Raw genomic sequence first — 18509 nt, 5'->3', positions numbered from 1 at the left:
TGGGAGCCAGCACGGCACCCGGGGCTCCGCAGCAACCGTTTCTCGACGCTCGCGCGTATTGCTGGAAACCCGGCCACTGGATAGTTGCCCGCTGAACGTGACGGCATTGACAGGAAGGCGCTCATGCGAATCTCAGGACCACTGTGGATCGTGATGGCGGCAGTGCTCTGGGGGACCACGGGGGCGGTTGTGTCCTTCGCCCCGGCGGGCACACCGAGCGCCGGACTGGCCACCGGGAGCCTGGTGCTGGGCGGGCTCCTGCTCCTGGCCACCTCGGGCCGGAGACCACCGCGGGGGAGCTGGGGTGCGCACAGCGGTCTGCTGCTGGCCGTCGGCGCCCTCGGGGTCGTGGGGTTCCGGATCGCCTTCTACGCGGCGATCACCCGCACGGGTGTCGCGGTCGCAACCGTGGTGGCGTTGGGGAGCGTGCCGGTGTTCCTGGGGCTGGTCTCGGCGGTGCTCATGGGTCTCCGGCCGTCCAAGCGATGGGTGCTCGCCTCGGCTGCGGCGGTCGGCGGGTGCGCCATGCTGGTCTTATCGCACAAGGGGACGGTCGGCCACGCGGCGGGCATCGGCTTGGCCTGCGTGGCGGGGTTGTGCTGCGCGGTGTACTCGTTGATCTCTTGGCGGCTGGTCGGGGCGGGCGTGCCCTCGCCGGTCGTCATGGGGGCGTTGTTCGGTGGAGCGGCCGTCCTGGCCCTTCCGCTGCTGGTCCGCGACGGCGTCGCCTGGCTCGGTGATCCGGCCGCCTTGGCCGTGCTGCTGTACCTCGCCCTGGTCCCCACATTCCTGGCCTACCGCTGCTTCGGGCGCGGTTTGCACGGCACTCCCCCGCTGCTGGTCGGCACCCTCATGCTGACCGAGCCCGCCGTCAGCGCTCTGCTGGGCATCTCGGTGCTGGGGGAACGGCTCTCCGCTGTGTCGTGGCTGGGGCTGGTCGTGCTGCTGGTCGCGATGGCCAACCTCCGCGGGCCGTCCCAGAGCCCATCCGACGAACTGGTTGGAACCAAGTCGAACATCCCTCCGTAAGGGCAGGGAACCACGGGGCATTCGAACATGAAGGGCAGCTGTGCACCACGACCAGGACGAACTCGTCAGCGAGTTTCACGACGACGCCAGGAACCCGCCCTATGCCCGGTTCCCAGAGCGCCACTCGCTGCTCGCCGCCTTCGGGGACGTCCTGGGGAGGTCGGTACTCGACCTGGTCTGCGACACCGGCCCCTACACCCGGCAGTTGCGTGAGTCCGGGGGCGCGCGGGGTCGTCGGCGTGGATGTCTCGGACGCGATGCCCGTGCGCGGCGCTGACGACAGGTCGGCGGCAGCGAGCGGTCCGCCGTGGTACCGCGTGGTGGAGGTGGGCGTCCCCCTCTACGAGGACTCCGCGGGCAGCAACAGGCTGTCCATCACGGCGATCCGTCTGGAAGTGGTCGGTACCGGGCACGAGGATGAGCACCTGGTTCCCACCCGTGGTGACCACCAGGTGGGGCATTACGCCAGTTGGCTGTGGTCCACCGAGGTGATCATCGGTCCCGCTTGGGCCCGCCGCGAACCGAGCGGTCCCCTGGTGCGGGTGTGGGAGCACTCCGCCGTCTTCACGGGGCGACCCGCTCCCCCCGTCCACACCGCCCGGGTCACCTCAGTCACCGTCGAACCGCCCCGTTTGCTCCTGAGGGTCGGTGACAGCGTCCCGGTCCGCGTAGTGGAGCAGGTGACCGACGGGACCGCGACCTGGACTCGGGCGCACGACGGGTGCGCCGCCGTCTCCGACGACGAGGGGGTCGCTCGTCCCGCACACGGCGCCGTCGTGGCCGCCGACTCGGGAACCACGACGGTGAGGTGCTCGCTCGACGGGCACCGCCCCACGACAGAGGTCGTGGTGGCCCCGCACCCACCGGGAACGCTCACGGACTTCCTCACCCGGTTGCCCCCGGTGACCGGGGTCGCCAGCACCCCCGGGGGCTTGGTGGTGAGCACCCTCGGACCGCACCTGCTGCGGGTGGGCGCCAACGGCGCGCTGCAGCGGCTGGCCGAGTTCGGCACAGGAATCGCCGCCCTCGCCGCACGCCGGGACGGTGAACTCGTCATCCGGCTGCCAAGCGAGCCGCGGTTGCTCGTCCTGCACCACGACGACTACCTCGACCGCGGCTGGGTGGATGCCGGAACCGGGCGGGCACCAGCGGCTTTCACCTGGGCCGACGAGGACCTGATCACCGTGTCGCACGCCGGGGTGGTGCACCGCGTGGGCATCGGCGGACGCAGCACCCCGATAGCGACGATCGGGCACTCACCACCGGCTGACATCGGTTGGACAGGAAGTGACGTGCTGCTGCTGTGCGCCCCTGCCGAAGTAGCCTATGCGGAGAGGGGTGGCCGAGCCCTGCGCGGTGGAGTGGAAGGAGATCCCACCCGCGCGCACCTCTGGCGCATTCCCGTGGACGCGCCCGAGCAGGCACAGGACCTGCTCGCCGGGCTGGACCAGACCCCGCGGCTCTCCAGCGTCCACTGCGCAGGCTCGGCGGTGCTGCTCGGCGACTTCCACGGCGGTCGCCTGTTCGAGCTGCGGGACGGCGCCCTGTCCGTCATCACCACCGGTCTCGCGGCACCCGCCCAGGCCGCCGTGGGTCACGGGGGCGACATCTACGTCGCGGATTTCGGGGCCGGTTCCGTCCGCCGCGTCCTCTCGTGACCGGCGGGAGGAACCGATAGGCGGTCCCCCCTGCCCTTCGCACCGGTCCACACGCATGTGGACCGGCGCGAGGGGAGCCGTGGTGTCGATCACGTCAGCGGCAGGCGGCGGAGCGCGTGCACCGACGGCCTCAGGCGTCGACCTGCCCAACCCTGACCTGTTGTGCTGGGCGGTTCCGCGAGAACGGGTGACGAGAGATCTACCCCCTACGGAGTCCGGCGTCATGGAGGGCGGTGCACAAGGACTCGGTCATCACGGGCGCGCGCCGCTGCAGATAGGTCATCGCGGCGATGGCGGCGTCGTGGGCGGCCACCGAGGAGCCGACCAGCGCGTCGGTGACGGCGCGGAAGTGGAAGTCGCGCTGGTGGGCGTCGGCCGCTGTCAGGTGGACGCACACATCGGTGAGCCCGCCGACGAGCAGCACCGTCTCGGCCCTCAGGCCCTTGAGCGCGATCTCCAGATCGGTGCCGAAGAACGCCGAGTACCGCCGCTTGCGGATGACGTACTCGGACGGGCGCGGCTCCAATCCCGGTGACAGCTCCGTCTCGGGGTCGCCCTCCAGACAGTGCACCCCTTCTGCCCCATCGAGTTCCCGGCCCATGTCCACCAGGGACGGTTTGTGGACCTCCTGGGTGAACACCACCGGCACGCCCGCGCTGCGCGCCGAGTGGACCAGGCGCAGGATGTTCCGCATCTGCGGGGAGTCTTGGGCGATGAAGGCGCCCTGCACATCCACGCAGAGCAGCACCGCTCGGCCGGGGAACAGGGCTTCGGCTGATGGGGCCACGGTCACCGCCTGACCCGGAGGATGCGGAGCATGACCGCTCCGGTCACGGCCACGAGGCCGATCATTAGCAGGGAACCCCACCTCACCTGCCACGGCGCGTCACCCAGCCGCGGCCAACAGATGTTCACCAGCTCGAACGCCAGCCAGCAAACAGCCGCGACGTTCAAGACCATTCCCCAAGCCCGCCCGAGGGAGAAGCCCATGGGTTCCCACCGGCCTTTCAGCCGTGCCACCAGCGCCATCGCCACGGTCATGAGGAAAGCGAGGTAGAACCCGGCGGTGGACATCCCGATGAGGATGTCGTAGACACCGGTGAGCACGGCGACAACCAGGATCACGGCCGACGCCGTCGAGGTCACCAGCAGCGCGTTTCGGGGCACCCCGCCAGGCGTGATCCGCACCAGGGTTCGGGCCTTGGGCAGGGCCCGGTCCCGGGCCATGGCGAAGACCACCCGCGAGGCAGCCGTGCTCACCGCTGCCATCCCCGCGCTGAAGCCGACGCACACGACCAGCATCAACGGTCCGACGACCTGCTGGCCGAACGCCGTCGTCAGCGTCCCGAGGATCGTGTCCGCCCCCGCACCGTCCGCGCCCCCCGGCACCGCCAAGACCAGGCCGAGCGCGGCGAACATCACCGTGGCCGCGACCATGACCAGGGCCGCGATCTGCGCCCTGGGAACGGCCCGCCGGGGATCGCGCACCTCCTCGGCGATGTCGCCGGCGCTCTCGAAGCCGACGAACGCCCATCCGACCACCGCCACCGCGGCGATGAACGGACCCGCGGCGAAAGGCGCCCCACTGCCGCCGGGACCGGTGAACAAGGTCGACCAGTCACCGTGGCGGTGGAAGAGCAGCAGCAAGGTGCCGACGAGCAGGCTGCCCACGACCTCGCACGCGATCGCGATGACGACGAACACGCGCAACAACCGCTTGCTCCACGTGCTGACCACCCCCTGGACAACCAGGAACCCCAGCGCCAGGAGCAGCCGCTCGCCGGTACCGGGATTCGCCCACCCGAGCAGCGTGGCGGCGAAGGCGGTGGCGGCGTACGCCGCGGCGACGTTCAGGGTGATCAGGGTGCACAGGTACACCCAGCCGGTCATTCAGCCGTACCGCGTCCCGCCCAGCCGGGACGCCCACGGCACCAAGCCGCCCTGCTCCGGCCACCGCGCGGCGAGTTCCCCCAGCACGACCGCCACCAGCGCCTGCCCGCCGAGCACCACGGCGAACGCCCACCAGAAGGACGGGCCCGCCGCGCCCAGACCGAGGTCGAAGATCGAGTACAGCGCGATGATGGGTGAGATGAACGCGAACGCGAGGGCGAACGCGGAGCGGAGGGTGAAGTCACGCTTCAGCCTCCTCCCGGGGATCCGCCACGGCGGGCTCGTGCCCACGGCGGTCGATCGCCGCTCAGGCATCGCCACCGCTTCCCGTGCCACGCCCGTCGCACGGGCGGGTTCCACTTCTGGCGTTCCACATGCGCGCCTCCAGGTGTGGGCTCGGACGCCAGTGCTACGTACGGGAACGCGGGCGCGGTTCCTGGAGCGGAAATTCCGTGCGTCCTCACCATGTCCGCGCGGTCAGGCACGCTCGCGACAGGTTGTCTCAGTTAGGTCAAGACCGGATCCACATGTCCCCAGCGGGGCGTACTGCGGTCGGATCCAGTCCAGCACGATGATCGGAGAGTCGGATGGTGCACAACCAGGCGCACGCCTACGGAACCGTCGCAGGAGGCCAGACGGCCAAGCCCGCGGGCGCCAAGCGGGGTGTTCTGGCATTGGGTGGCATCGGCGCGGTCGCGGCGGCGGTGCTCGGGATCGCCATGACGCTCTTCGCCGAGGCGATCACGAGGTCGATCGCGGGCGAGTACTTCGGCGACCTGGACCCGGAGCTCCTCGACCTCGCCGCCGCCGAGGCGTCCGGAACCCTTGCGGGGCGCGGGATGGTCTGGCTGATCGTGGCGGTCCCGGCCCTGCTGGTCCTGCTGCCCGCCGCGCGCGGCCGGACGTGGGCCCGTGTCCTGTTCCTCATCCTCGCCCTCGCGGCGGCGGGATGGTCCATGACCGGGTTCCAGGAGGGCATCCCCGTGTGGATCGTCGGTTTGGGCATCGTGGCCGCGGTGGGCTGCCTCACGGCCTCCGTGATGTCGTGGCTGCCGCGGAAGAACGTCACCGCGGGGCGTTGAGCCGCCAGAGGTGGTCGGGGTGGAACGGACCCCGACCACCCTGCCCCGCCCATCGCCGGATGGGCACGACCGGCACGAGGAGTTCACCGCATGGCGCGCTCGTCCCCGATGTCCCTGATGCTCCCCCGCTGGCGGGGTGAACCCGGACGACTGGAGGTCTGGTACGCGACCATCACCGATCCCGTGACGGGAACCGGTTTGTGGGTGCACCACGAACTCGTGGCCCCCGTCGACGGCGGTCCGCCGCGACGCCACGGATGGATAGCGCTGTTCCCACCGGGAATGCCACCGGAGATCGAGCGCTTCCAGGTCACTTCGCCTGTCGCTTCCATCGGGCTCAACGCCCTCGACAGCGTGGACGGCACCTCCACCCTGCGGCTGTCCGGGTCCACCTCCGGCTCCGGCTACTCCTGGCACCTGGAACAGACATCGCGGTCCGCGCCGCTGTACACCTTCCCGGAGTGGGCGTGGCGGCACCGGCTGCTGCCCGCCGCGCAGATCGTGCCCATGCCCACGGCCACGTACAACGGGTACGTCCTGCACCCCCGCGGGGAACTCGTCCTGGAGAACGCCTCGGGGGCGATGGGCCGGATCTACGGACGCGGCAACGCGCTGCGGTGGGCCTGGCTGCACGCCGACCTCGGCGATGGGGACGTCCTGGAGGTGGTGTCCGCGGTCTCCGCCCACGGTCCCCTGCGGCGGCTCCCCGCGCTGACACTGCTGCGCCTGCGCCACCGAGGCCGGACCTGGCCCTCAGCGGACAGCCTCCTGTGCGCCCCGGCCTTCCGGTCGGTGGTCGACTTCCCCGAGTGGTCCGTGCGAGGCCGCATTGGGCGGACCCGCATCCGCGTCGACACCACCTTCGTCCCTGAGCACACCCTCGTCATGGACTACACGGGCCCCGACGGCCGCCGGTCCACGTGCCGCAACAGCGAGCGGGCCAGTGCCACCGTCGTGGTGGAGCGGCGCCGGAGCGGGAGGTGGGAGCCCGCAGCGCGGTGGCACCTCGCCGAGAGGGCGCACGCCGAGATCGGTGATTGACGGCCATCGCGCCGAGCGCCCTGTCCCCTTGAGCGGTACCGCGGCGCGCCGGTCTCCGCCCTGCGGAATGGGCCAAAGCGGCCAAGCCCCCGTGGGACATCCTCGAAGAGGGTTTGTCCCACGGGGGTCTGGCATAAGCCCGGCCACAGGAGGGAGATCCCGTGGCCGGGTGGGATCACGGTGTGGCGAGGTGATCGGCCAGGTGATCCAGACCGATCTGCCAGGCGTGCTGGTTGGCCTGGTGGTTGCGAAGCGGCGTGCCCGCCAGTCCCGCGTAGATGTTGAACGGCGGGGGCACGAAGAGGTGGTCGTAGCTGGTCGGCTGGTTCGGCAGCAGCAGGATGTGCCCGGCGTCTGAGTAGCTGCGGTGGCGGATGTTGTCGGACAGCCCCGCCACCTCCATCCGGTCCTCGGCGATCTCCCCGAACGCCCTCGACGGCCAGTTCTGGTCGTCCCTGCCGGACACCAGGAGGTAGTGGCAGTTGGGGTTGTCCTCGATGGGGATCTGCACGGCGGCCGCGTTCGGGGCGTTCTCCAGCACGACGCTGGACCACTCCCCCGCGATGTCGACGATCGTGTCCGTGCCGCCATAGGTCGTCAGGAGGTCAGCCAGGTCGTCGCGGAAGGGACGGTCGTCGATCGGGGTGATCGGCACACCGCCGAGGGTCCACGAGGTGTAGACGGTGTTCGGCTCGGTGGTCAGCCGCTGCAGCCACTCCACCGTGGCCGCCGCGCTGCCCAGGACGACGTCCACGTCGTCGTTGAGGGAGGCGATGCGCAGGGCCGCCTGGCCGCCGGTGCCGCCACCCGCCAAGGCGATCGGGATCGAGTCGTAGGGGTCGGCGGCTTGCGGGTCGCCGTACTCCTCGTAGACCCAGTCGATGGCGTCCCTGAAGAACTCCAGCGGGAGGTCCTCCGACGTGGCGGGCAGGCCCGGGTAGTTGAAGTACGGTAGGAGCAGGGTGCGGTACCCGCGCGAGGCGAAGAGCGCCGACCGTGCCTCGTTCTCGATGCCCACGCCGCCGTCGGAGCCGCTGAGGGTGATCAGCACCCCGTCGCTGGTCTGGTGCCCGGGGGCGGGCGTGAACAGGATGCCCTTCATCTCCGGGGTGTCGATGACCTCGCGGGTCACGCCATCGCCGAGGTAGCGCTGCTGGAAGGTCGAGGTGGCGACGACGGAGCCGCCGACCTCCGCGGTGAACGTGTAGGCGGTCGGATTTGAGGTGATCTTGGCGATGGGGAACTCGGTCCGGTCGTCCTCGCCCGCCAGCGTCATCGAGTAGAACATGCCCATCTTCTCCGCGCCGGTGTAGGAGCTGCCCGGCAGGGGCGCGTCCTCGGCGAGGCTCACCTCACCGGAGCCGTCGGCCTGGAAGGTCGCCCGCGACTGCCAGACACGGGGGAACGACGGGGAGGAGAAGTCGTCGGCCATCTGGGCATTCAGCGTCACCGTGCCGTAGGGGGCCAGCCCGGTGAGGCGGGTGTTGAAGTTCTCGTCGGCCAGTTTGGACAGGGGCATGTGGATGGTGACCCCCGTCGCGGAGGCGGGCGCCGTCATGAGTGGCGTGACGAGGCAGCAGAGTACGGCCACCGCTGCGACGCGTCGACCTGATGATCCCATGTGTTCTCCTACGGTGAGGTGGCCTGTCACCCTCACACCGGCGACTTCCATTCGCCTTTCACGCCGAACCGCGCCATCGCCCCAGGTACCGAGGACTGCCGGGGTCTTGGTCCGCGCCGGTGAAACCGAGATGAAAGGGCCCCGGAGGAAAGTCCGCCGTCATCGACATCACCGCAGGAGGTAACCATGAGGAAGAGACGGGCAGTCCTGGCGGTTGTGATCGTCATGGCCGGGCTGGCGATCGCGCCACCGGCCGCGGCGACTGGACCCGCCATCCACATGCCCTCCTCCAAGCTGGCCGACGAGAACTTCGCGATCCGGGTCACCGGACTTCCCGCGGGGGAAACTGTCACGATCACCGCCGCGATGGCCGATGACCTGGGCAGGCCCTGGTCGTCGCAGGCGTCGTTCACGGCCGACAGCCACGGCAGGGTCAATCTGCGGCACGACGAGCCGCTGCCGGGAGGCTCGTACGCGGATGACGACGAGATGGGCCTGTTCTACTCGATGCGCCTGGACAACGAGGTCACCCTGTCCCCGTTCGGCTTCAACAAGTTCACCGCCGCCCCCACCCTCTACACCTTCACCTTCGCCGTGGACGGCGCGGTGATCGGCACCCGCCAGTTCGAGCAGGTCTTCGCTGCGGAGGGCGTGACCAGGACCGTGATCGACACCGCGGGCGTGAAGGGGGTGCTGCACCTGCCCGCCACCGCCCCAGGGCCGGAGGGGCACCCGGCGATCATCGCCATCACCGGGTCCGACGGCGGGCTCGGCCTCATGCTGGAGGCGCGGTCGGCCCTGCTGGCCTCGCACGGCTACGTGGTGCTGAACCTGCCCTACTTCAACTACGAGGGCCTCCCCGCGGTGCAGGAGAACATCCCGCTGGAGTACTTCGGCAACGCGATCACGTGGCTCAAGGGCCACCCCTGGGTCGACGGCGAGCGCGTCGGCATCACCGGGGCCTCGCGCGGCGGTGAGGGGGCACTGCTGATCGCCTCGACCTACCACGACATCAAGGCGGTCGTCGCCAGCACACCGATCGGCGTCGTGTGGCCCAGCGGGCTGTCGACCGCGCCGGGGCAGAACCCGCCGCCCGCGTGGTCTCTTGGCGGCCAGCCGCTGACCACAGTCGACGTCACCGCGTCCAACCCCGACTTCGTGGACCTCCTGGTGGCCAACCGCGGCACGCAGAACTTCGTCGACGCGGCCGCGTGGGCCAGCGACGCCGTCGCCGCGGCGCCGAACGTCGACCAGGCGGCGATCAAGGTCGAGCAGAACACCGATTGCGAGTACCTGCTGATCATGGGCGAGGACGACCGGCTCTGGCCGTCGCGGGAGCTGTCGCAGATCTCGGTGGAGCGCATGGAGGACGCGGGGCTGGAGTCCAACATCGACGTCCACAGCTTCGACGACGCCGGGCACATCATCCTGCTGCCCAACCAGCCCACCACCTACGACCACTACTTCCTGCCCATGCCGTACGGGGTGTACTTCGCCCTCGGCGGCACACCGGAGGGCAGCCACCGGGCCAACCGCGTGGCATGGGAGCACACACTGGACTTCCTCGGCAGCAGCCTCTGAAGCGCATCAAGTGGGAGCGCAGAGCGCGATCCGCCGGCTCTGCGGACGGGAAGCTGTTCCCGTCCGCAGTGCCGTCCCATCGGACGCGCTCCACTCCCGGTAGCAGGCAAGAACAGCCCGTCCCCAGCGAGCAGGGAACCGGGCACCGGTTCGCCTACCCCCGCCCCAACCCCTTCAGCACGGCACCGGCGATGCCCGCTCCGTCCAGCCCGTGAGCGCTGAGGATCTCGGCGCGCGACCCGTGCGGGAGGAAACGCGGGGGAAGGGCGAGGGATACCGTCCGGGTCGGCGCCCCGGTCCCGATGAGAGCGTCGGCCAGCCGGGCACCGAAGCCACCGGTCCTGACCCCGTCCTCCACGGTGACGACGAGCTGGTGGGTGGCGGCGAACTCGACCAAGCTCGGGTCGAGCGGGGCGATCCACCGCGGGTCGACCACCGTCACCGGTATGCCCTGCCCGGTCAGGCGCTGCGCGGCCTCCAGGCACGCGCCCGCCATCGGACCAACGGACACCAGCAGGCACCGCGTGGCGGTGGACCGCCACAACACGTCCCACGCGCAGGCACGCTCACCGGCCGGGATATCGGCGCCCTGGCTCGCCTTGGGGTACCGGATGGCGGTCGGGCCGTCCGACACGCCGACCGCTTCGCGGAGCGCCTCCCGGAGGCGTGCGCAATCCCGTGGCGCGGCCAGCCGCAACCCCGGGACCAGCGGCAGCAGCGCGGAGTCCCACATGCCGTTGTGGCTGGCACCGTCGTCCCCGGTGACCCCGGCGTGGTCCAGCACGAGGGTCACGGGCAGCCGGTGCAGCGCGACGTCGAGCAGGACCTGGTCGAAGGCGCGCCCGAGGAAGGTGGAGAACACCGCGACCACGGGGTGCAGCCCGACCATGGCCATCCCGGCGGCGGCGGTCACCGCGTGCTGCTCGGCGATGCCCACGTCGAACACCCGGGCGGGGAAGCGGGTGGCGAAGCGGGCCAAGCCCGCGGGTTCCAGCATCGCGGCGGTGAGGCACACGACGTCGGGTCGGTCGGCACCGATGGCGGCGACCTCATCGGCGAACACATCGGTCCAGGTCGGTGTGAGCGCCTGAGCGGAAGCGGTGACCGCGTGCAGGTGGTCGGTCTGGTCCCGCTCCGCGGGCTGGTAGCCCTTGCCCTTGTGTGTGAGGCAGTGCACGACCACCGGCACCCCGGCGGACGCGGACTCGGTGAGAGCCCGTTCGAGCGCGGCGATGTCGTGGCCGTCGACCGGGCCGGTGTAGCGCAGGCCCAACTCCTCGAACACGCTGCTCTTCCGACCTGCCCGCAGCTCGGCCAGGTGCGCCCCGATGCCGCCCGCCGTGGGGGCGTACGACCGGCCGTTGTCGTTGAGGACGACGATGACGGGGTGGTCGGACTCGGCGAGGTTGTTCAGCGCCTCCCATGCCATGCCACCCGTCAACGCCCCGTCCCCCACGACTGTGACCACCCGCCGCCGGGAACCTCGCAGGTGCAGCGCCTTGGCGATCCCGTCGGCGTAGGACAGCGCGGTCGAGGCGTGCGAGTTCTCGACCAGGTCATGGATTGATTCGGCCGCGCTCGGGTAGCCGGACAGCCCACCCGTGCGGCGCAGCGTCGTGAAGCCCTTCGCCCTGCCGGTCAGCAGCTTGTGCACGTAGGTCTGGTGCCCGGTGTCGAACAGCATGATGTCGCGCGGCGACGCGAACACCCGGTGCAGCGCGATGGTCAGTTCCACGACCCCCAGGTTCGGCCCAAGGTGGCCACCCGAGCGCGACACGTGGTCCACGAGGAAGCGCCGGATCTCCTCGGCCAAGGCGGGCAGTTCGAACGCGGGCAGCTCCCGCAGGGTCTCCGGGGAGTCCAGCATCTCCAAGATCGTCACCGGCGCACCGGTCCCGTCATGGTTTCGGTCGGCACGGGTCCGAGCCCCTCGCGCACCGATTCCGCGTTCCTGCGTGAGCGGTCAAGGAACTCCGTGGTGCAAGAGCTCTTCCACACCTCACTGTTCTCAAGCAACCCCCACCGCGCCAACCAACGCGCGTACGGTTCCAACAACGCGGCGCGCGGCTCACCCCATCGCCCCGCGTGAATCCAGGTCGGGGACACCGAGCGCAGGGAACGGGTGAGCAGGTCGGGCCCGAAGTACGGGGTGATCTGCTCGAACTCGCGCACGACGAGCTGGGGATCCTCGGCCGCGGTCCGGTACCCGCGCTCGGCCACGGCCACGAGGTCGGCCATGGCCACCGGGTCACGCTCCACCGCGGTGCGGTGGGCCACGAGCACATAGGCGTGGAACTGCGGAATACCCCACTCCGTGACGGGCCACACTATGTGCTCCTCAGCGGGCACGATGGTGTTCAGCGCGTCCCACGCCCAGTACCCCCCGACGGTGGCGTCGATGGAACAGGCGGCCAGTTGCTCGGGCCGCAGCTCGCGGTACCCTGCTGCTGGGCAGCAGCGCCACGTCGACATCCCCGCGCAGCAGGTAGTCCGACGGCCTGCCGTGGTGCAGGTCGGGCAGCACGAACCGCACGTCCAGCCCCACCTCGGCGAACCAGCCCAGCTGTCGGGCGAGGACCAGCCCCGCGTCGTTGGGCCACGGGTGCATGTACTGCAGACCCACGACGATTCGGTTCATGGCGACGACACCAGTGATCTCACAGTCACATTGCCGTCTACGGCCGCGGGGCGCGATCGGTTCCACACCGTCGCGAGAGGCGCGTCACGGAAGACACGGACGGGTCACGATGATCTCCAGTGAGAACCTCGGCCCCCCGACTGCGCGTACCGGAGAAAGTTGATGTCTCGCGAACCCACCAGGGAGCATGATGAAGTTCCGTGCGGCCACAGCCCGCGCCGCTGTCGTTTCGGTCGGCCTGGCCCCTCTGCTCGTCATGGCCGCACCGGGGGCGTCAGCGGACACGCGAGGGCAGTTCAGCTCGGTCGCCGACGGCTATGAGGTGAATTTCCGGGACGGCTCCGACGATGTCGGTGTGGCAGAGCCGACGCACCTGCGCGGGTTCGACATCGAGGTGCACAACACCCGCTTCCTGGCCTACAGCGTCAATATCGACCGCGGTTTCACCCCCGCGCACCCGGTGGTGGACGCCCGCTGGGACGAGCAGCGGGGTGCCGGGCCGCTGTTCCCGACCAACGCCGAGCGGGTCAACGGGGTCGTGCGGGCGAGCTATCCGCACGTCGGCTTGGACGCGCTGTCGTCGCGCGTGCCCGGGAACCACGCGTTCGACCAGCGGGAAGCGATCGCCGGGACGCAGTCGGCGATCTGGCACCTCACCAACGGCGGCAACCTCAACGCGAGCAACCCGCTCCACAACAACGAGGACGGCCAGGCCGAAGCCGATGTCCTCGCGCTGTACCGGTTCCTGATCGAGGACGTGGCCGCGGTGCCCGAGAACCCCGAGCCGGGGATCGTCATCACGCCGAGTGCGAGCACCGGTGAGCCGGGCGACTCGCTGCCGTTCACCGTCGCCTTCACCGGTGTCTCGTCGACCACCCTCTCGGTGTCGCCCGAGGGCCAGGTGCGCCTGACGGAATCGAACGGCGACCCGCTCCCCGGCGACCCCTCGGGCAAGCACCCGGTCACGCCCGTCGACAGCGGCAACAAGTTCTCGGCGGTCGTCTCCGGCAGCGCGGTCCCCGGTTCGGTCAGGGTGGCCGCCGAAGGAGATCACGACCTGCTCGGGGAGCTGCTCATCCGCGAGGGCAGCGCCCCCACGCCCGAGGCGCTGGTCATCGCGCGCTCGCCCCGCTTCGGCTTGCGGGCCAACGCCTTCATCACGGTGAAGCCGCAGGCGACGAGCACCACGACACCGTCCAGCACGCTCACTCCCAGCCCCACTCCGGAGCCGACGGTCACCAGCGTCTCCCCGCCCGGTTCGGACCCGGTGGCCTCGGCCCCGCCCCCGGCGGACGACCTCGCGGAGACGGGCGCGTCGGTCTTGGCGCCCGTCCTCGTCGGCCTCTCCCTGCTCGGGACGGGCGCCGCGGCGCTGCTGGTGGTACGACGCAGGCGCGCGACCAGCTGAACATCCGGTGCCACCCCGGCCACGCCGAGGCGGCACCGGCTCGTCCTCCACAGTGGTGCCTCGCTTGGCCCAGCGATGGCACAGCAGTCCTTCCTGTCCGGTTGGGCACCTGATCGCGCTTTCCCGCAGCCGCGGCGGGCCTGATCGACGGAAGAATCCAGTTGGTCTGGACGAACCGTACTGGGTGCGACATCCACAGGAGGACGTACGAAGATCAGGAGTTCTGCGATCCGCAGGCTGAGCGCGGTGCTGTTGACGGGCGCCGCGGCAGTCGGCACAGCACAACCCGCCCAGGCGGCGGTCAACCCCTTGGACGTCCTCGCGGCCGTGAAAGGCGCCTACACGGCGTACACCACGATCAGCGAGGGCAGCCAGCCGACCCTCGAGCAGGCCACGACCAAGATCATCAACTCTCTCGGTGCCGCCCAGAGCGCGCTGGTGAGCCACATTGATCGCATCGCGGTCACCCAGGTCAGGTCGTGCGCGCGCTCCGCGGTGCTCGCGCTCCCGAACATCGCGCGCATGAACGAGGACACCCTCCAGGCGTTCGCCAGGGAGACGACCACGTGCGTGACCCACGCCGAGGCGATGGTGGACAGCGTGACGGACAAGGCGGCCATCGACCAGCTCGGCTTCGCGCTCAACGCTGTCGGCCCGATCACCCTGCTCGCCCACGCGAGGGCAGGCTGGGACGCCGGGGCTGTGGAACGGCGATCCGAGACGTCAACGTGCGGGTCATCGCCCGGCTCAAGCCTCCGTGCTGGTTCACCCCGCTGTGGGAGGACAGGCCGAACCCCACCCGCGTCGAGGTCGAGCTGACCTGCGCGGCGTTCAACGGCAAACGCGGTTACCAGTACGTCTTCGTCCCCACCAACCAGCCCTTCCCCGCCTTCCACTACGGAGTGCCCCGCACTGCCGCGATGGCGGGCACCAGCCACCCTGTCGCCCACGTCGCCATCGCCAACATCGGGTGACCACCTCGTGCGGAAAACTTCCCTCCGCTCTTGCTGCTCAACAGAAAACCTTCTACACAGCCGCGTAAACTGTTGCTCCGATCGGGTGTCCTGCCCTACGGCGAGGGAAACTGACGTACTCTCATTCCCGTCAGGGCACCCGATCAGGGTTACAACCGTCCCACGCGGAGGAAGGCGCACTCGGATGGCCGAAACCGAGGGCTACATCGGACGACACCGCAAGTCCGAACCTTATGAGGACAACAGTCCAGCCACGGGCAAACCCGTGACGATGGACCCGTCCGACGACCGCGCGCACCCCGCACCCGACCCGGAGTCCCCGCGCTGATGGCCTCACGCAGTCACGGGCTGGGCCGAGACGTGCTGCTCACGGCACGGCATCGCGGCTGTCGGCAGGTTGGCTACGGGGAAGATGGGACACCAAGAACCGCCGCACGTCGGACAGTGCTGTTCCTGGTTCCTCGAGCACGATGTGGTGACCACAGTTGTCATAACGACGCAGCTCGGCGTGCGGCATCACATCAGCCAACAACGAGGCGGACTCGCGGTGGTCGCTGATGTCGTGTTGTCCGATCCCGACCAGCGCGGGTGCGGCGACGTGATGGAGACGGCCCTCCACGGGCGCCCAGTCGTACCTCGTCGTGTGCCGCTCCCGGGCCAACTGGTTCTCCAATGCCCGCCGGTTGCCCCACTCGAGTCCAGCGGCCACGTGGCGGAGCGCGGGCGTCCACGACCTGGTTGTCCCCTTGACCCAGGTGCCGAGAGCTTCAGCCGCGGCAGCGCCGATGTCTCCCTTCTCAAGGTGCTCGCGGAGGGCCGTCGAGTGCTCCTGCAAAGCTGCCGAGATATCCAGGTCGTCGTAGTAGCAGGAGAACAGGACCAGGGCAGAGACCCGATCTGGTTGCCGGTTGGCGAAGTCCAGCGCCACCTTCGCCCCGAGGCCCGCGCCCACCAGTGCGGCTCGGCGGATGGACCGGCTGTCCAGGACGTGGTGGAGGTCATCGACGTGTCGGAAGCCCATGGCGGGGGCGGGCGAGTCGCCGAAGCCCCTCATGTCGTACGCGGTGATCCTGTGCTCGCGCGCCAGGATCGGTGCCATGCGGCTCCACATGTGGCGACTGCCGACATGGGTGTGCAACAGTACGACGTCATGCCCCTCTCCGCGGGAGTACCCAACCAGCGGACCTGGCGATGTATCGAGATTCCACTCGCGGGCACCCGAACCGTCCCCGGCTTGCGGTCGACTTTCTGGCACGCGGCCCCCCTGTCCGTGGTCGTGCGGTGCGGACGACTTCTGCGGATGAGTACGCAGGCGCTCGAAAACCGGTTCCTTGAGGGAGGTGCTGTCGATGCCGGACGCGGGAAAGCGGGATGAGACCGATCCGCCCTTGTCCGTGCACGGAGAAGTGCGCGGGCCGACGCAGGTGGAGCTCGTCGCGGTGCTTAGCGGCGGGCCGTGGAAGGTCCACATCGGACATGGTGATGACATCGTGGTTCGCGGTTCCCGGTTCGACATGACGGTCTACGCGAGCTCGACGGCACCGGCGACGAACTCCTACCTGCTGAGCGCCGCCTTCTCCGACAACAGCTCCGCGGCTCACGCGACCGCGCGGGTGCTCGCCGACTTGCTGGTCCGGGCGGGCTTGCGCTGCGACCTCGAACTGGATCCGCCGGTCCCGGTCGAGGGCCGCGCCCACCAGGAAAAAACACGGCCTCGGTGAGGAAGTCCAGTGCTTTGCGCACCCGTGCGGGTGTCTTGACCACGCCCTCCCTGCTCGAGTCCTCCCCGAGCAGGGCGAGCAGCTCCCGCACCCGGTCCTCGCGACCCGCCCCTTGTGACGGGCCACCGCGGACAACGAGACCTGCGCCCCTGTTCGCAAGCGGCAACAGCGCCGTCGGGAACTCCGACGCCCATTCCTTCTTGACTGGATCGGCCATTCGTCATCCCATTCGCTCGACTGGAGCCGCGGCCGGTTCGGGAGCGTGTCGAATTCGACGCCCCCGACATCGGGAGCGACTGTTGCCACCCATACGTGTCGAGGCGTGAGAAGGTTCCACTGTTGCGCGAACTCGTTCGGTCGAGGAATTGGGAGGAGTTCACGCGGCCAAGCGAGGCCGAGTGGAGCAGGAATACAACTTCGCGACAGGCGATGGTTGACACCGCGGATGCCTTGGGCGTAGGCGCTGAACGAACCGCATGGGGGTGAGGTGCCTGGTGTAGACCTTGTTGACATTGACCCAGCCGTGCACTAGCTGTACTGACCCGAGAGGTTGTGTACGGGCCGACACGTAGTCGGATGATGTTGGAATGAGGGAGGGCCTCCGGGTTCGGTGTGGATTGCGACATCGTCACCGGCACCCTGGAGGCCCTCGTGTCCCACCGTAATGCCCCGTTGACTCCGACTGGCAGGCTGCGTCTGGCCCGGTGTGTCGTGGACGAGGGCTGGCCGCTGCGGCGGGCTGCCGAGCGGTTCCAGGTGTCGGTGTCCACCGCGCAGCGCTGGTCCGTGCGCTACCGCGAGGACGGCGAGCCCGGGATGATCGACCGATCCTCACGCCCGCGCCGCAGCCCTGCCCGCACGCCGACCCGCACCGAGCGGCGCATCGTCAAGGTGCGGGTGTTGCGCCGGTGGGGACCTGCGCGCATCGCCTACCTGCTCGGGCTGAACCCGTCGACAGTGCATCGGGTGCTGACCCGCTACCGCCTGCCTTTGTTGGCGCACCTGGACCGAGCCACCGGGCGGGTGGTGCGCCGCTACGAACGAGCCGCCCCGGGCGAGCTGGTGCACGTCGACATCAAGAAACTGGGCAACATCCCCGACGGCGGCGGCCACCGAAGCCTGGGCCGCGCCCAAGGCCGCCGCAACCGCGCCGACACCGGCTACTCCTACCTGCACAACGCCGTCGACGACCACTCCCGCCTGGCCTACAGCGAGATCCTGCCCGACGAACGCAAACACACCGCCGCAGGCTTCTGGACCCGCGCCCACACCTGGTTCACCAGCATGGGCCTCACCGTCGAACGAGTGCTCACCGACAACGGCGCCTGCTACCGCTCACACCCCTTCCGCGACGCGCTCGCCGCCACCAGCGTCACCCACAAACGCACCCGCCCCTACCGGCCACAAACCAACGGCAAAGTCGAACGCTTCAACCGCACCCTCCTCGACGAATGGGCCTACCACCAGCCCTACCACACCGAAACCGAACGCCAAGCCGCCTACCCACAATGGCTCCACCACTACAATCATCACCGCGGCCACACCGCACTCAACGGCCAACCACCCACCAGCCGCGTTCCCAACCTCCCAGGTCAGTACAACTAGCGCCCGATGGGATCTCGCGAGTGACCGCCCGCCAGGGTCTCCCTCGCTGCGCGGGGTGTCGTCGCGCCGCAGAGGGCGCCGCGAGTCCATCCCGACTTTTGCGACGATCTGGGCATTCCGCCCGCAGGAGAGAGAGGCTGAAGGAATCACGGGAAAAGCCCGTTGACCGTGAGCGGATAACCAATCTCACCGATTCACCCTCACCGGGTTTCGCCGCACCGCGTTCGGCTGCCACGCCTATCTCGCCAATTTCATGATCAC

The 18509-nt window shown here is 69.6% G+C and carries 19 protein-coding genes; 10 read left to right on the top strand and 9 right to left on the bottom strand.

Going from position 1 to position 18509, the window contains the following annotated elements; translation table 11 throughout:
• The first annotated feature begins 123 nt into the window (after positions 1–123).
• Together ACTG9Q_RS15725 and ACTG9Q_RS15720 are read left to right on the top strand one after the other, a co-directional pair.
• On the top strand, positions 124–1029 hold the full coding sequence (locus ACTG9Q_RS15725; protein ID WP_455573512.1) for a DMT family transporter: 906 nt from the start codon (positions 124–126) through the stop codon (positions 1027–1029).
• Positions 1030–1268: 239 nt separating this feature from the next.
• Entirely contained in the window at positions 1269–2687 is a 1419-nt protein-coding gene (locus ACTG9Q_RS15720) for a hypothetical protein (RefSeq protein ID WP_455573511.1), read from the top strand.
• 199 nt (positions 2688–2886) lie between these two features.
• Here ACTG9Q_RS15720 and ACTG9Q_RS15715 read toward each other — a convergent pair whose 3' ends face one another.
• From ACTG9Q_RS15715 to ACTG9Q_RS15705, 3 genes are read right to left on the bottom strand one after another with little or no spacing between them, the layout of a single operon-like run.
• Complete coding sequence (locus ACTG9Q_RS15715) at positions 2887–3474, bottom strand: cysteine hydrolase family protein (protein ID WP_455573510.1); 588 nt, start codon at positions 3472–3474, stop codon at positions 2887–2889.
• 2 nt (positions 3475–3476) lie between these two features.
• Positions 3477–4577 carry an APC family permease gene (locus ACTG9Q_RS15710; RefSeq protein ID WP_455573509.1) on the bottom strand — a complete coding sequence of 367 codons (1101 nt, stop codon included), beginning with the start codon at positions 4575–4577 and terminating at the stop codon, positions 3477–3479.
• The gene (locus ACTG9Q_RS15705) at positions 4578–4892 is read right to left on the bottom strand and encodes a hypothetical protein (RefSeq protein ID WP_455573508.1); all 315 of its coding nucleotides are present in this window, start codon (positions 4890–4892) and stop codon (positions 4578–4580) included.
• 272 nt (positions 4893–5164) lie between these two features.
• On the opposite strand from ACTG9Q_RS15705, the gene ACTG9Q_RS15700 reads away from it, so the two are divergent.
• On the top strand, positions 5165–5659 hold the full coding sequence (locus tag ACTG9Q_RS15700) for a hypothetical protein (protein ID WP_455573507.1): 495 nt from the start codon (positions 5165–5167) through the stop codon (positions 5657–5659).
• A 90-nt stretch (positions 5660–5749) separates the two neighbouring features.
• Positions 5750–6700 carry a hypothetical protein gene (locus ACTG9Q_RS15695; protein WP_455573506.1) on the top strand — a complete coding sequence of 317 codons (951 nt, stop codon included), beginning with the start codon at positions 5750–5752 and terminating at the stop codon, positions 6698–6700.
• Between the two features lie 175 nt (positions 6701–6875).
• Here ACTG9Q_RS15695 and ACTG9Q_RS15690 read toward each other — a convergent pair whose 3' ends face one another.
• Entirely contained in the window at positions 6876–8219 is a 1344-nt protein-coding gene (locus ACTG9Q_RS15690; protein WP_455573505.1) for an acyl-CoA thioesterase/bile acid-CoA:amino acid N-acyltransferase family protein, read from the bottom strand.
• A 288-nt stretch (positions 8220–8507) separates the two neighbouring features.
• Here ACTG9Q_RS15690 and ACTG9Q_RS15685 point away from each other — a divergent pair, with 288 nt between their 5' ends.
• Entirely contained in the window at positions 8508–9902 is a 1395-nt protein-coding gene (locus ACTG9Q_RS15685; RefSeq protein WP_455573504.1) for an acyl-CoA thioester hydrolase/BAAT C-terminal domain-containing protein, read from the top strand.
• 154 nt (positions 9903–10056) lie between these two features.
• Here ACTG9Q_RS15685 and ACTG9Q_RS15680 read toward each other — a convergent pair whose 3' ends face one another.
• From ACTG9Q_RS15680 to ACTG9Q_RS15670, 3 genes are read right to left on the bottom strand one after another with little or no spacing between them, the layout of a single operon-like run.
• Positions 10057–11769 (bottom strand): 1-deoxy-D-xylulose-5-phosphate synthase, encoded by a 1713-nt coding sequence (locus ACTG9Q_RS15680; RefSeq protein ID WP_455573559.1) that lies wholly within the window; start codon positions 11767–11769, stop codon positions 10057–10059.
• A gap of 11 nt (positions 11770–11780) precedes the next feature.
• Positions 11781–12263 (bottom strand): ABC transporter substrate-binding protein, encoded by a 483-nt coding sequence (locus ACTG9Q_RS15675; RefSeq protein WP_455573558.1) that lies wholly within the window; start codon positions 12261–12263, stop codon positions 11781–11783.
• The gene (locus tag ACTG9Q_RS15670) at positions 12241–12540 is read right to left on the bottom strand and encodes an ABC transporter substrate-binding protein (RefSeq protein ID WP_455573503.1); all 300 of its coding nucleotides are present in this window, start codon (positions 12538–12540) and stop codon (positions 12241–12243) included. Before ACTG9Q_RS15670 ends, ACTG9Q_RS15675 begins: the two co-directional genes overlap by 23 nt.
• A 355-nt stretch (positions 12541–12895) precedes the next feature.
• Between ACTG9Q_RS15670 and ACTG9Q_RS15665 the strand changes: the two genes are divergently transcribed.
• Positions 12896–13948: a Cys-Gln thioester bond-forming surface protein gene (locus tag ACTG9Q_RS15665; RefSeq protein WP_455573502.1), complete on the top strand. Its 1053-nt coding sequence runs from the start codon at positions 12896–12898 to the stop codon at positions 13946–13948.
• A gap of 338 nt (positions 13949–14286) precedes the next feature.
• Here ACTG9Q_RS15665 and ACTG9Q_RS15660 read toward each other — a convergent pair whose 3' ends face one another.
• Positions 14287–14568, bottom strand: coding sequence for a hypothetical protein (locus ACTG9Q_RS15660; protein WP_455573501.1), 282 nt, complete (start codon positions 14566–14568; stop codon positions 14287–14289).
• Positions 14569–14676: 108 nt separating this feature from the next.
• Between ACTG9Q_RS15660 and ACTG9Q_RS15655 the strand changes: the two genes are divergently transcribed.
• Positions 14677–14922 (top strand): hypothetical protein, encoded by a 246-nt coding sequence (locus tag ACTG9Q_RS15655; protein WP_455573500.1) that lies wholly within the window; start codon positions 14677–14679, stop codon positions 14920–14922.
• Positions 14923–15106: 184 nt separating this feature from the next.
• Positions 15107–15250 carry a hypothetical protein gene (locus ACTG9Q_RS15650; protein ID WP_455573499.1) on the top strand — a complete coding sequence of 48 codons (144 nt, stop codon included), beginning with the start codon at positions 15107–15109 and terminating at the stop codon, positions 15248–15250.
• Between the two features lie 39 nt (positions 15251–15289).
• Here the strand turns inward: ACTG9Q_RS15650 and ACTG9Q_RS15645 are convergent, their stop codons facing one another.
• Complete coding sequence (locus ACTG9Q_RS15645) at positions 15290–16060, bottom strand: alpha/beta fold hydrolase (protein WP_455573498.1); 771 nt, start codon at positions 16058–16060, stop codon at positions 15290–15292.
• Positions 16061–16271: 211 nt separating this feature from the next.
• Between ACTG9Q_RS15645 and ACTG9Q_RS15640 the strand changes: the two genes are divergently transcribed.
• Positions 16272–16643, top strand: coding sequence for a hypothetical protein (locus ACTG9Q_RS15640; RefSeq protein ID WP_455573497.1), 372 nt, complete (start codon positions 16272–16274; stop codon positions 16641–16643).
• Positions 16644–17294: 651 nt separating this feature from the next.
• Positions 17295–18248: an IS481 family transposase gene (locus ACTG9Q_RS15635; RefSeq protein WP_455573496.1), complete on the top strand. Its 954-nt coding sequence runs from the start codon at positions 17295–17297 to the stop codon at positions 18246–18248.
• Positions 18249–18509: the final 261 nt, after the last annotated feature.

It is taken from the genome of Actinokineospora lacus, from assembly GCF_053813445.1.
Note: the sequence above shows the minus strand (reverse complement) of the source record. Positions and strands in the feature narration are given on the sequence as shown.